Annotated in this window: 12 protein-coding genes and 1 riboswitch; of the genes, 2 read left to right on the top strand and 10 right to left on the bottom strand. The window is 70.8% G+C overall.

Annotated elements, in window-relative coordinates; translation table 11 throughout:
• Positions 1–4 precede the first annotated feature (4 nt).
• From ACP4IX_RS00625 to ACP4IX_RS00615, 3 genes are all read right to left on the bottom strand, one after another.
• On the bottom strand, positions 5–367 hold the full coding sequence (locus tag ACP4IX_RS00625; protein ID WP_426554414.1) for a VOC family protein: 363 nt from the start codon (positions 365–367) through the stop codon (positions 5–7).
• 62 nt (positions 368–429) lie between these two features.
• A complete protein-coding gene (locus tag ACP4IX_RS00620; RefSeq protein WP_426516750.1) occupies positions 430–1,941 on the bottom strand; it encodes an MFS transporter in 1,512 nt (503 codons plus the stop codon).
• A gap of 115 nt (positions 1,942–2,056) precedes the next feature.
• Positions 2,057–3,451, bottom strand: a complete 1,395-nt coding sequence (locus tag ACP4IX_RS00615) for a DUF445 domain-containing protein (RefSeq protein WP_426554413.1) — start codon at positions 3,449–3,451, stop codon at positions 2,057–2,059.
• A gap of 322 nt (positions 3,452–3,773) precedes the next feature.
• Here ACP4IX_RS00615 and ACP4IX_RS00610 point away from each other — a divergent pair, with 322 nt between their 5' ends.
• Complete coding sequence (locus ACP4IX_RS00610) at positions 3,774–5,138, top strand: SGNH/GDSL hydrolase family protein (protein ID WP_426516746.1); 1,365 nt, start codon at positions 3,774–3,776, stop codon at positions 5,136–5,138.
• A gap of 111 nt (positions 5,139–5,249) precedes the next feature.
• On the opposite strand, the gene ACP4IX_RS00605 is transcribed toward ACP4IX_RS00610, so the two are convergent.
• From ACP4IX_RS00605 to ACP4IX_RS00590, 4 genes are all read right to left on the bottom strand, one after another.
• Entirely contained in the window at positions 5,250–6,086 is an 837-nt protein-coding gene (locus tag ACP4IX_RS00605) for a DUF1707 SHOCT-like domain-containing protein (protein ID WP_426554412.1), read from the bottom strand.
• A gap of 32 nt (positions 6,087–6,118) precedes the next feature.
• Positions 6,119–7,153 (bottom strand): ABC transporter ATP-binding protein, encoded by a 1,035-nt coding sequence (locus ACP4IX_RS00600; RefSeq protein WP_426554411.1) that lies wholly within the window; start codon positions 7,151–7,153, stop codon positions 6,119–6,121.
• Positions 7,154–7,239: 86 nt separating this feature from the next.
• The gene (locus ACP4IX_RS00595) at positions 7,240–8,004 is read right to left on the bottom strand and encodes an ABC transporter permease (RefSeq protein WP_426517245.1); all 765 of its coding nucleotides are present in this window, start codon (positions 8,002–8,004) and stop codon (positions 7,240–7,242) included.
• A 106-nt stretch (positions 8,005–8,110) separates the two neighbouring features.
• Positions 8,111–8,917, bottom strand: coding sequence for an ABC transporter permease (locus ACP4IX_RS00590; protein ID WP_426516740.1), 807 nt, complete (start codon positions 8,915–8,917; stop codon positions 8,111–8,113).
• Between the two features lie 221 nt (positions 8,918–9,138).
• Between ACP4IX_RS00590 and ACP4IX_RS00585 the strand changes: the two genes are divergently transcribed.
• Positions 9,139–11,520, top strand: coding sequence for a transglycosylase domain-containing protein (locus ACP4IX_RS00585; RefSeq protein WP_426554410.1), 2,382 nt, complete (start codon positions 9,139–9,141; stop codon positions 11,518–11,520).
• A 12-nt stretch (positions 11,521–11,532) separates the two neighbouring features.
• On the opposite strand, the gene ACP4IX_RS00580 is transcribed toward ACP4IX_RS00585, so the two are convergent.
• The 3 genes from ACP4IX_RS00580 to ACP4IX_RS00570 all read right to left on the bottom strand — a co-directional run bounded on the left by ACP4IX_RS00580 (position 11,533) and on the right by ACP4IX_RS00570 (position 12,734).
• Complete coding sequence (locus ACP4IX_RS00580; RefSeq protein WP_165685864.1) at positions 11,533–11,853, bottom strand: DMT family transporter; 321 nt, start codon at positions 11,851–11,853, stop codon at positions 11,533–11,535.
• A 32-nt stretch (positions 11,854–11,885) separates the two neighbouring features.
• Positions 11,886–11,949: riboswitch (guanidine-III (ykkC-III) riboswitch) on the bottom strand.
• Between the two features lie 72 nt (positions 11,950–12,021).
• Complete coding sequence (locus tag ACP4IX_RS00575; protein WP_426516736.1) at positions 12,022–12,378, bottom strand: GroES family chaperonin; 357 nt, start codon at positions 12,376–12,378, stop codon at positions 12,022–12,024.
• 23 nt (positions 12,379–12,401) lie between these two features.
• Positions 12,402–12,734: a DUF3618 domain-containing protein gene (locus ACP4IX_RS00570; protein WP_426516734.1), complete on the bottom strand. Its 333-nt coding sequence runs from the start codon at positions 12,732–12,734 to the stop codon at positions 12,402–12,404.
• Positions 12,735–12,781: the final 47 nt, after the last annotated feature.

Below are 12,781 nucleotides of genomic sequence, written 5' to 3'. Positions count from 1 at the left end.
CACGTCATCGGGCCAGGTGCGTCAGTACGTTCACCACCCGCCCGTTCGGATCCCGTACGAAGAAGCGCCGTACGCCCCACTCCTCGTCCCGCAACTCCCGTACGATCTCCGCGCCCGACGCGGCGACCTGCGCGTACACCGCGTCCACGTCCTCGACCTCCACGCTCAGGTCGGGGACGACGGGCGCGGTGCGTTCCTCGGTGAAGAAGCTGATCTGGGCGGTGGGGTTGGACGGGGACGCCAGCGTCGTCATCCAGCCCGCGTTCATGACCTCCTCGAAGCCCAGCAGGCCGTAGAAGTCACGGCTCGTGTGCAGCCGCTCCTCATGCTCGACCCGGATGTCGGGGACGATCCTGCGGACGGTCATCGGACGGCTCCTCGCGGTCGGGCGGTCGGGCGGTCGGGGCGTCAGAACCCACGACCGCGAGGCTACTTGGCCGGGGTGCCGGGACTCCGCGTCGCCGCCGAACCCGCCTCCACCACCGACAGCGGCTCCGCGATGTCCTCCAGCGAGCGGCGTTCCGCCTTCACCGCCAGGAACGCCGCCACCAGTCCGGCCGCGCACATCAGCCCGGCGCCGATCTGGAAGGCCAGGACCGTGTCGCCGACCACGCCGGACTCGGTGAGGCTGGCGAAGAGCAGCGGGCCGCTGACGCCGCCGGCGGCGGTGCCGATGGCGTAGAAGAAGGCGATGGCCATGGCGCGGGTCTCCATGGGGAAGATCTCGGAGACGGTCAGGTACGCGCTGGAGGCGCCCGCCGACGCGAAGAACAGCACCACGCACCAGCAGGCCGTCATCGTCGTGGCCGTGAGCGATCCCCGGTCGAAGAGCCACGCCGTGCCGAAGAGCAGGACGCCCGACAGCAGATACGTGCCCGAGATCATGATCCGGCGGCCGACCGTGTCGAAGAGCGGGCCGAGGATCAGCGGGCCGCAGAAGTTGCCGGCGGCGATGACGGCGAAGTAGTAGCCGGTGCTGCCGGTCGGCACGTCGAAGAAGGTGATGAGGATGGTGCCGAAGCCGAAGGTGATCGCGTTGTAGAGGAAGGCCTGGCCGATGAAGAGGGACAGGCCGAGGACGGCGCGGCGCGGGTAGCGGCGGAAGACCGTCTTGGCGATCAGGCCGAAGCCGATGCTCTTGCGCTGGTGGATGGTGATCTCACCGGCCGGCGGCGGCAGCTTCTCGCCCTTCTCCTTCTCGATCTCCCGTTCGACGGACGACACGAGGATGTCGGCCTTCTCGCCGTGGCCGTGGATGAACTGCCAGCGCGGGCTCTCCGGGACGTGCCGTCGTACGAGGAGGATGACCAGGCCCAGGACCACGCCGAGGGCGAAGCTGAGCCGCCAGCCGAGGTTTTTGGGGAAGATGTCGGTGTCCAGCATCACGATGGACAGCAGGGCGCCGCCGATCGCGCCGAGCCAGTAACTGCCGTTGATGATGAGGTCGACCCGGCCCCGGTACCGGGACGGGATCAGCTCGTCGATCGCGGAGTTGATCGCCGCGTACTCGCCGCCGATACCGAAACCGGTGAGGAAGCGGAAGAGGAAGAACCACCAGGACTCGAAGGAGAGCGCGGTCAGCGCGGTCGCCGCCAGATAGACGGCCAGCGTGGCCATGAACAGCTTCTTGCGGCCGTAACGGTCGGTCAGCCGGCCGAAGAACAGGGCCCCGGAGCACGCGCCCGCCACATACAGGGCGGCGGCGAGGCCCGTGATCTGGGCGGAGCTGATGTCGAGGCCGCTGCCCTCCTCGGCGATGCGGCCCGCGACGTTTCCGACGATCGTGACTTCCAGGCCGTCCAGGATCCAGACGGTGCCCAGCCCGATCACGATCATCCAGTGCCATCGCGACCAGGGCAGCCGGTCCAGACGGGCCGGGACGGCCGTGGTGACGATCTGCGTGGAGGCGGGCACCGAGGCCGGCGACGCTTCTCCTGTCATGGCTCCCTCTCCGTCGAGCGAACGCCTCCCGTGTGCCCTGCACCGGAAGGGACACGCCCGCCGCGCCGGGAGGCCGCAGGGCCCGCCCTCGCCCTCGGAGGAGTCCGGAGGAGCCCTACGCCCCCAGCATGCGGGAGACCGTGTGGATGAGCAGCCCGGCCAGCGAACCGACCACCGTTCCGTTGATGCGGATGAACTGCAGGTCGCGGCCGATGTTCGCCTCGATCTTCTTCGTGGTGTGCTCGGCGTCCCAGCTCGCCACCGTGTCGGTGATCAGGGAGGTGATCTCCTTGCGGTACGTGGTGACCACGTACACCGCGGCACCCTCGACCCACGAGTCGACCTTGCCCTGCACCTTGGGGTCGGAGGCCATCCGGGCACCCAGCGACAGCAGCGAGGCCCGCACCCGCATGCGCAGTTCGCTGCGTTCGTCCTCCGCCGCCGAGACGATCATGGAGCGTACGGCCGTCCAGGCGGACGCGATCAGATCCTGCACCTCCCCGCGGCCCAGCACCTCGGTCTTCAGGCGCTCCACCCGCGCGCGGGTCTCCGTGTCGGACTGGAGATCGGAGGCGAAGTCCGCCAGGAAGCGGTCGAGGGCGCCGCGCGCCGGATGGGCCGGCATGTCCCGCATCTCGGTGACGAAGCGCAGCAGCTCCCTGTAGACCCGGTCGCCGATCTTCTTGTCCACGAACCGGGGCGTCCATCCGGGTGCCCCGCCCTGCACGGCGTCCATCACGGAGTCGCCGTGCAGGACCAGCCAGTCGTGGGCGCGGGAGACGATCAGGTCGACGGCCCGCTTGTGACCGCCGTCGGCGACGACGCGGTCCAGCAGCTTGCCGATCCCGGGGGCGATCTCCTGCGCGTCGGCACGGCGCGTGATCGCCTCCCCCACCACCGCCTGCACGTCGGAGTCGCGCAGCACGGTGAGGGCGCCGCGCAGGGCGGCGGACAGCTCGGCCGTCACCCGGTCGGCGTGTTCCGGCACGGCGAGCCAGGCGCCGAGCCGGCTGCCGATGCCGACGGCGCGCAGCCGCCCGCGCACCACGTCCTCGGAGAGGAAGTTCTCGCCGACGAACTCGCCCAGCGAGACGCCCAGCTGGTCCTTCTTCTTCGGGATGATCGCGGTGTGCGGGATGGGGATGCCGAGCGGGTGGCGGAAGAGGGCGGTGACCGCGAACCAGTCGGCGAGCGCGCCGACCATGCCGGCCTCGGCGGCGGCCGACACATAGCCCGCCCAGGCGCCCGCGCCCTGATGGGCGGCCCACTCGGACAGGACGTAGACCACGGCGACGAACAGCAGCAGGCCGGTGGCGGTGAGCTTCATGCGGCGCACGCCGCGGGCCTTGATCTCGTCGGCCGGGCTGAAGGCCGTCATCGCGCGGTCGGGCACGACGCCGTCACCCAGGGTTGGCCCTCCCGCGCCCGCGGCGGGCCGCGCCGCGCCCGCCCCGGCGTCCTGCCCGGTACCTTCGGAACCCTCAGGAAGTTCCGCTCTCGCGCGTTCCATCCACTCCACCGTTCGCTGATCCGTCCCGCACCCATTGTCCCTGCCTGACCGACTCCTGGAACGGAACACAAGTTCCCGGCGTCTGTCCCGGAGGGGAACGCCCGGAAAGCCCGCGGAAGTCCCGCGGGGCTCCCGTACGTCCTGCCGGAGTCGCACGGGAGCCCCGCGGGGACCTACGGAAGTCGCACCAGGCCCTGCCGGAGTCCCGCGGAAGTCCCGCGGGGCGCCGCGAGGTCCTGCGGCCGTTCCCCGGCCCATGACGCATCATGGGTTCACCGGACCGGAGCCTCGGGCTCCCCTCGCCCGAGGAGAACAGCACAGCATGACCCGGGGACGTGACGGGGGTGCGGGGGCGCCCCCCACCAGGCACCGTGCCCTGCTCGCGGCGATCGTCACCCTGATAGTGGCGATCTCCGCGGCCCTGTACGCCGGAGTGTCCGCCGACGACGGCGCCACGGACCGCACACCGCTCGCCGGCGGCCGTTTCCCGCGCGGCGACGCCGCCCCCGCCTCCACCGGCACCTGGGTCGGCGCCTGGTCCGCCTCCCCCGCCTCGGCCGAACCGGGCACCGGCACGACCGGCATGGCGGGCCGCTCCGTGCGCAACGTCGTGCACACGAGCATCGGCGGCACCAGCGCCCGCATCACCCTGTCCAACCTCTACGGGCAGTCCCCGCTGACCGTCACGCACGCCACCATCGCCCTGGCCGACGGCCCGGACACCGCCGCCGCGCTCGCCGGCACCATGCGCCGGCTCACCTTCGGCGGCAGCCCCCGGGTCGTCGTCCCGGCGGGCGGACAGGTGATGAGCGACCCCGCCCGCATCACCGTCCCGTACGGCACCGACGTCCTGGTCACCACCTACTCCCCCGTCCCGTCCGGCCCGGTCACCCACCACCCGCACGCACGGCAGACCAGCTACGTCGCCGACGGCGAGCACACCGCGGACGTCACCGCCGTCGCCTACACCACCCGAACCCCGAACTGGCGCTACCTGACCGCGCTGGACGTGCTGAGCCACGAGGCCGACGGCACCGTCGTCGCCCTCGGAGACTCGATCACCGACGGCTTCGGCGCCGAGATGAACGCCAACCACCGCTGGACCGACGTCCTCGCCGAACGGCTGCACGACGCGGCCGGAGCCGGCCGGGACACGCCCCGCTACGGCGTCGCCAACCAGGGCATCAGCGGCAACCGGATCCTCACCGGCCGGTCGGGCCGGCCCGCCGACAACCCCAGTGCCCTGAGCCGCTTCGAACGGGACGTGCTGGACCGCACCAACGTCAAGGTCGTCGTCATCGCCCTCGGCGTCAACGACATCCTGCACAGCCCGGAACTCGCCGACCGGGAGAGCATCCTCGACGGCCTGCGCACGCTGACCGACCGGGCCCACGCCCGCGGCCTGAAGGTCGTCGGCGCGACGATCATGCCGTTCGGCGGCTACGGCCGCTCCACCCAGGACCGCGAGACGATGCGGCAGGAGATCAACGAAGAGATCCGGTCGGGACGCGTGTTCGACGCGGTCGTCGACTTCGACAAGGCCCTGCGCGACCCCTACGACCCGCGCCGCCTGCGCTCCGACTACGACAGCGGCGACCACCTGCACCCCAGCGACAAGGGGTACGCACGGATGGGCCGGCTCCTCGACCTGGACGACCTGAAGGGCGCGGCACCGGTCCAGCTGTGACCCGGGCACCGGGACCGGACCCGGCCCCGGCACCACGACGCACGGCACGGCCCGGCGTCCGGAGCGGCCGGCACGGGGAGCCCGGACCGGACCGGCGCGGGGAACCCCCGCTCAGTCCTCGTCCCACCCGCGGCGGTCCCGCTCCTCGCGGCGCAGTTCACGCTGCTCGCGGCGTTCGTCGCGGTGCTCGCGCACCAGGTCCCGGTGCCCGTCCAGCATCCTGCGGTGCGCGCCCTCCACGTCCTCCCGGAGAGCGGAGTGCCGCTCCCGCGACGCGGCCTTGCGCTCCAGCTTCTCCCGCCGGCGCTCCTCCTTCTGCCGCTGCCGCTCCGCCCGCGTCAGCTTGCGCACCACACCGACCCCGCCCCAGAAGGCGAACCCCGTCACCACGACGCGCGGCGCGCCCGGGTCGCCGGGGACGCCCTCCTCACGGTGGTCGAAGCCGCCCATGACGCCGACGCCGCGCACGATCACCTCGACACCCGGCGGCACGATCACGTTCATCCCGCCCATGATCGCCACGCAGTTGATCACGACCTCGCGGTCGGCGAAGACCGCCTCCCGCAGGTCGATGTCCCCGCCGCCCCAGAACGCGAACGAGTTGAACCGCCTCGGCACCGTCCAGCGCCCCTTGCGCTGGAACCCGGACATCACGGCGACCGCCCACGACGACGACCCCTCGCCGCCGGTGATCCGGCCCGCCCAGTCCCCGCTCCGCTCGGGCTCCTTGGTCATCGACACCCGGGACGGCCCCTCCACGGGGCCGGCCGGCAGGTCCCGGGTGATCGGCGCCAGTTCCCCGTACGTCCGCGCGTTGTACGTGGTGTCCAGCCGCTCCTGGAACTCGGTCATGTCCAGACGCCCCTCGGCGAGGGCCTCCCGCAGGACCTCGGCGACTCGTTCACGGTCGGCGTCGGATGCCCGGAGCTCCGGGGCGTCGTCGGTCATACAAGCAGCCTACGAGGTCGCCGCGCCGGACACTACGCGCCCGCGCGTTCCGCGTACATCTGGGCGATCACCGACTCGATGTCCGGCTCCCGCACCGACAGGTCCACCAGCGGGTACTCCGCCGCGATCCGCGCCACCAGCCCCGCGGCCGACGCCGACGCCGGAAACGCCAGCCACTGCCGCGGCCCCTCCACCCGCACCACCCGCGCGGGTTCCGGCGCCTCGATCGGCGGCAACTCCCGTTCCAGGTCCACCACCAGCGTCCGCTCGCTCTCCCCCACCTCGTGCAGCCCGTCCAGCGCACCGTCGTACATCAGCCGCCCGTGGTCGATCACCATCACCCGCGAGCACAGCTGTTCGATGTCCTGCAGGTCGTGCGTGGTCAGCAGCACCGTGGTGCCGCGCTCCGCGTTCAGGTCCCGCAGGAAACCCCGCACCTTCGCCTTCGACACCACGTCCAGACCGATCGTCGGCTCGTCCAGGTACAGCACCTCCGGGTCGTGCAGCAGCGCCGCCGCGATGTCGCCCCGCATCCGCTGCCCCAGCGACAGCTGCCGCACCGGCACGTCCAACAGGTCCCGCAACCGCAGGAGTTCCACACAGCGGTCCAGGTTCTCCCGGTACCGGGCGTCCGGGATGCGGTACATGCGGTGCATCAGCCGGTAGGAGTCGATCAGCGGCAGGTCCCACCACAGCGTCGTCCGCTGCCCGAACACCACCCCCATGCGGTGCGCCAGCCGCGCCCGCTCCCGGGACGGGTCGATGCCGGCCACCCGCAGCCGGCCGCCGCTCGGCGTCAGAATGCCGGTCAGCATCTTGATCGTCGTCGACTTGCCGGCACCGTTCGGCCCGATGTAACCGACCATCTCGCCGCGCGCCACCGTGAACGACAGCCCGTCCACGGCCCGCACCTGCCGCCGCTCCCGCTTCAGGAAGCCGGCCTTCTTGCGGACGTCGAAGACCTTCTCCACGCCGTCGAGTTCGATGAAGCCCGCACCCGGCCGGCGTCCCTCGCGGCCCGCCCCGACCGACACCCCTGGTTCTCCCGACTCCCTCAGCTCCCTCACTCCCTCCACTCCCTGAACTCCCCCGTCTCCGCCATGTCCCCCATCTCCTCCATCTCCTCCATCTCCTCCGTCTCCTCCCATCTCCCTCAGCTCCCCGTACTCCGGTACGAACGAAGCCCCGCCCGCCAGGCCAGCCCCGCCAGCGCGCAGCAGGCCACGGCCGCGAGCGGCGGCGTGAACGCCGCCCACCCGGGCAGATCCAGCGGATAGGGCCGCCCCAGCACGTAACTCGCCGGCAGCCAGTTGACGAAGGCCAGCGGCACCACGAACGTCACCCCCCGCACCAGGTCCAGCGCGAACACCGTCGGCGGGTACTGCAGCATCGTCGTACCGCCGTAGGTGAAGGCGTTCGCCACCTCCGAGGCGTCCTGCGCCACGAACTGGAACGCCCCCGCCGCCACGAACACCGCACAGAAGATCCCCGCCCCGCTGAGCAGCATCACCGGCATCAGCAGCAGCTTCGCCACCGACCAGTCGATGTCCACGACCACCAGGGCGTACCCCAGCACCAGCACTCCCTGCGTCACCCGGCCCAGCCGGCGCAGCGCGAACCGGTCCGCCGCCACCTGCGCCAGCACCGGCGCCGGACGCACCAGCAGCGTGTCGAGCGTGCCGTCCCGCACCCGGCGGCCCAGCCGGTCCATCGAGCCGACCGCGAGGTCGGCCAGCCCGAAGGACACACCCGACAGCCCGTACAGGAACGCCACCTCGGCCAGCGAGTAGCCGCCCAGCGCGTCGACCCGCGAGAACATCAGCAGGATCGCCACGAAGTCCAGCGCGGTCATCGCGAAGTTCCCGAACGTCGTCAGCACGAACGACGTCCGGTACGCCATCGTCGACCGGACCCACATCGCGCAGATCAGACCGTACGCGCGCAGCCCCTCGACGACCCGCCCACGCGGCTCACCCCGTTCGGCCGCCCCAGCCACCTCGGTGACCGCGGTGGCCCCGGTCCCCTCAGCCACCCTGCACCACCACCCGCCGCGTCGCCGCCGACTGCACCAGCCGCCCCACCGCCAGCAGCACCACCGCCCAGGACGCCTGGAAGACATACGTCCCCAGCGGATCGGCCTCCCCCAGCAGCACGTCCGCCGGCGCCTGGAGCAGCGACGACCACGGCAGCGCCCGCACGACCTCACCGAGCGCCCCCGGGAACACGTTCAGCGGCAGCAGCATCCCCGAGCAGAACAACCCCGCGAGCCACGCCATCTGCGTCACCCCCGTCCCGTCCATCAGCCAGAACGCCGACAGCGCCACCAGGTACCGCAGCGCGAAACCCACCACCATCGCCAGCGCCACCGCCACCAGGAACGCCACCCACGTGGACGCCTCCCGCGGCAGCGCCGCCGGGAAGAACAGCGACCCGAACACGAACGGCAGCACCCCGCGCCCCGCCAACTGGAACAGCGCCCGCCCCACGTCCGCCGCCAGCCACCACAGCTGAAGGTCCGCCGGCCGGTACAGATCGACGGCGATGTCACCCGAACGGATGCGCTCCATCAGCTCGTCCTCGAACCCACCGCCCCCGATCGCCAACGCCGCCAGCAAGGCCTGCCCCAGCCACACGAACGTGACGGCCTGCGCCTGGTCGTAACCCCCGAGCTGCGGTTTCTCGTCCCACAGGGCCAAATAGGTATAAACCAGGATCAACCCGAAGACCGTGTTGGTGAAGACCCCGGCGGCGGTAGCCGCCCGATACGTCGCGTACCGTCGGAATCCCCCCACCGCGACAGCCACGTACAACCGTCCCGAACCCACCCTCACCACCCCCTTCTCCGACCAGGCACCGAAGCGCAGGAGCTTAGTGCGACGGCGACCGCCCGTGCCACGCAGATTTCCCAGGCATGCCGTCGAGCGGGAACGGAACCCCCGGTACGGGAGTCTTCCCCAGAGCACGCAGAGGGCGCAGAGCGCGCAGAAGCGCACAAGGCCGTACGCGACACGAGACCAGACCGTACGACGCGAAACAGGAGTCCGTGCACGAGATGAGTGACGAGCCTCAGCCGCAGCAGCCGAACCAGGGCTGGGCGCCGAGAGAGCCACAGACGGCCGGCGAGGGGAAGGCCGGGAAACCCGAGCGGCCACGGCGCACCGGCTGGCGCCGGCTGATCCCGACCTGGCGCATCACGCTCGGCACCTGCCTCATCGGCGTCATGCTGCTGATCGGCGGCTTCTTCCTCGGCTACCACCTGGTACAGATCCCGGCCGCCAACGCGCTCGCCACCAAGCAGTCCAACGTCTACCTGTACGCCGACGGCAGCGTCCTCGCCCGCGACGGCGAGGTGAACCGGGAGAGCGTCGGCCTCGCCCGCATCTCCAAGGACGCCCAGCACGCCGTCCTCGCCGCCGAGGACCGCGACTTCTACACCGAGTCCGCCATCGACCCCATGGCCATGGTCCGCGCCGGCTGGAACACCGCCACCGGCCAGGGCAAGCAGTCCGGCTCCACCATCACCCAGCAGTACGTCAAGAACTACTACCTGGCCCAGGAACAGACCATCACCCGCAAGGTGAAGGAATTCTTCATCTCGATCAAACTCGATCGCGAGAAGAGCAAGAACGACATCCTCGAGGGCTACCTCAACACCAGCTTCTTCGGCCGCGGCGCCTACGGCATCCAAGCCGCCGCCCATGCCTACTACGGCATCGACGCCAAGGACCTCACCGCCGCCCAGGGCGCCTACCTCGCCTCCCTGCTCAACGCACCCAGCCAGTACGACGTCGTCGCCCACCCCGAGAACCGTCCCGCCGCCGAGGCCCGCTGGAACTACGTCCTGGACGGCATGGTCGAAAAAGGCTGGCTCACCGCCGCCGAACGCACCGGAACGAAGTTCCCGATGCCCAAGAAGACCACCGTCTCCACCAGCATGTCCGGTCAGCGCGGCTACCTCGTCAACATCATCAAGGGCTACCTCGCCAGGAACGACATCGTCACCGAGGAAGACCTCGGCCGCGGCGGCTACCGCATCACCACCACCCTCCAGAAAGACAAGCAGGACGCCTTCGTCAAAGCCGTCGACGACAAACTGATGTCCGAACTGGACACGAAGAACCGCAAGGTCGACACCTACGTCCGCGCCGGCGGCGCCTCCGTCGACCCGAGAACCGGCAAGGTCGTCGCGATGTACAACGGCATCGACTACGTCAAGCAGTACACGCCCAACGCCACCCGCCGGGACTTCCAGGTCGGCTCCACCTTCAAGCCCTTCGTCTTCACCTCCGCCGTCGACAACGGCTCCCGGACCCAGGACGGCCGCCTCATCAGGCCGGGCACCGTCTACGACGGCACCAGTGAACGCCCCGTCCAAGGCTGGAGCGGCGACCGCTACGCCCCCGAGAACGAAGACCACCACGACTACGGCGACGTCACCGTCACCGAAGCCACCGACAAATCCATCAACGCCGTGTACGCCCAGATGGCCGTCGACGTCGGCTCCGACAAGGTCAAACAGACCGCCATCGACCTCGGCCTCTCCCCCGACACCCCCGAACTGGTGCCGTCACCGTCCATCGCCCTCGGCGTCGCCCACGCCAGCCCGCTCGACATGGCGGAGGCCTACGCGACCCTCGCCAACCACGGCCGGCACGGCAGCTACACCCTCGTCGAAAAGGTCCTGAAGGACGGCAAGCACGAGGTCGAACTGCCCGAACGACACGAAGAGCAAGTCGTCAGCCGCGAAGCCGCCGACACCACCACCTCCGTCCTGCGCAGCGTCGTCCAGAACGGCACCGCCACCGCCGCCCAGACCGCAGGCCGCCCCGCCGCCGGCAAGACCGGCACCGCCGAGGAGGACAAGGCCGCCTGGTTCGCCGGCTACACCCCCGAACTCGCCACCGTCGTCGCCGTGATGGGCCAGGACCCCGTCACCGCCGCCCACAAACCGCTCTACGGCGCCATGGGCCTGGACCGGATCAACGGCGGCGGCGCCCCCGCCGAGATCTGGGGCCAGTACACCCGCGACGCCCTCGAGGGCGAACCCGTGACCGACTTCGACCTCCGCCTCCAGGCCGGCGCCGACATCACCGAATCCCCGTCCGCCGGCACCTCCGACGAACCGGGAGCCGGCGAGGAGAGCGGCAGCCGCCAGCCCGGCGACGAGTCCTCCGGCGACCGCGAGGAGAACGGCACCCGGACCCCGGGCCGTACCGGCGGCAGCACCCCACCCGGTGGCGACGGCACCGGCGCCCCCACCGCCGGCGGCCCCACCGGCGACCCGGGCCCCACCGGCAACGACGACTCGGCGAACGGCGACGGCACCACCGAGGGAGACAACGACGACGACTCGAACGGCACCGGCGGCGATGACGACGACGACTCGAACGACGGAACGATCGCCGGTATCCCCCTCTCACCCCGCCGCCCGTGACCCCGCACCGGGTCAGTGACCCGAAGTCGCCTTCAGCCCCACGACGGCGACCAGCAGCAGACAGATGAAGAAGATCCGGGCGGCGGTCACCGGCTCCCCCAGCACCACCATGCCCAGCACCGCCGCACCGGCCGCACCGATCCCCACCCACACGCCGTACGCGGTCCCGATCGGCAGCGTCCGGGCCGCGTACGACAGCAGCACCATGCTCGCGACGATCCCCGCACCGGTGAACACACTCGGCCACAACCGCGTGAAACCGTCCGTGTACTTCATCCCGATCGACCAGCCGACCTCGAGCAGACCGGCGACGAGCAGCAGAACCCAGGCCACGACAGACACCTCCGTGAAACGAACTGAACGGTGGTGCGTCGTCTTTTCCTTCAGCCCGGTACGGCGCGTCTCGTCGGGTACCTCCAAGGTAGCAAAGACAGGGGAAAGGGGCTGGTGACCTTGATCACCAGCCCCTGAAGCCTCCCGAGGCCTTCGCCTACCGCCGGTTCAGAGATACAGCCCGGTCGAATCCTCCGACCCCTCGAACCGGTCCGCGGCCACGGCATGCAGATCACGCTCGCGCATGAGCACGTACGCCGTACCCCGCACCTCGACCTCCGCACGGTCCTCCGGGTCGTACAGCACCCGGTCACCCGGCTCCACGGTCCGCACGTTCTGCCCCACCGCGACGACCTCGGCCCAGGCCAGCCGCTTGCCGACCGCCGCCGTGGCGGGGATCAGGATCCCGCCCCCGGAACGCCGCTCGCCCTCACCGGTGTCCTGCTTGACGAGTACGCGGTCGTGCAGCATCCGGATGGGCAGCTTGTCGTCCGGGGAACTGTGCTCGTTTCTCTTGGCGCTCACGCCTCGAACCTACCTGCCCCGGCTCAGCGCCCGCGCCGCCGGGTACCGCCCAGGGCGAACAGCCCCACCACCCCGACCACGACGAGCGCGACAGGCACGATCCGCTCCATCCGCGGCGAGCCCTCCTCGTCCACGAACTGCGCCTTCACATCGCTGACCACACGATTGACCTGGACGTACGCCCGTCCGAGGGTGTGATCGACGCTGGACGCGACCTTGGCCTTCGCATCGCCCACGATCGTGCTCGGGTGCACCCGCATCCCGATCTCGTCGAGCGTCTCGGCCAGCACCTCGCGGCGGCGCTTGATGTCCGCCTCGATCTGCGCCGGGGTTCTGATGTCCGACGTGTCCGCCACCGTACGCCTCCGAAGTCTGCTGACGCTGTCCCGGACAGTCTGTCAGC

The organism is Streptomyces sp. WG5 (assembly GCF_049974565.1).
Lineage (GTDB): Bacteria > Actinomycetota > Actinomycetes > Streptomycetales > Streptomycetaceae > Streptomyces.
Note: the sequence above shows the minus strand (reverse complement) of the source record. Positions and strands in the feature narration are given on the sequence as shown.

Excerpts from the sequence above, each read along its gene's own strand:
- ACP4IX_RS00615 (WP_426554413.1), bottom strand. The coding sequence starts at position 3,451 with ATGGAACGCGCGAGAGCGGAACTTCCTGAGGGTTCCGAAGGTACCGGG.
- ACP4IX_RS00620 (WP_426516750.1), bottom strand. The coding sequence starts at position 1,941 with ATGACAGGAGAAGCGTCGCCGGCCTCGGTGCCCGCCTCCACGCAGATC.
- ACP4IX_RS00610 (WP_426516746.1), top strand. The coding sequence starts at position 3,774 with ATGACCCGGGGACGTGACGGGGGTGCGGGGGCGCCCCCCACCAGGCAC.
- ACP4IX_RS00585 (WP_426554410.1), top strand. The coding sequence starts at position 9,139 with ATGAGTGACGAGCCTCAGCCGCAGCAGCCGAACCAGGGCTGGGCGCCG.
- ACP4IX_RS00595 (WP_426517245.1), bottom strand. The coding sequence starts at position 8,004 with ATGTGGGTCCGGTCGACGATGGCGTACCGGACGTCGTTCGTGCTGACG.
- ACP4IX_RS00605 (WP_426554412.1), bottom strand. The coding sequence starts at position 6,086 with ATGACCGACGACGCCCCGGAGCTCCGGGCATCCGACGCCGACCGTGAA.
- ACP4IX_RS00625 (WP_426554414.1), bottom strand. The coding sequence starts at position 367 with ATGACCGTCCGCAGGATCGTCCCCGACATCCGGGTCGAGCATGAGGAG.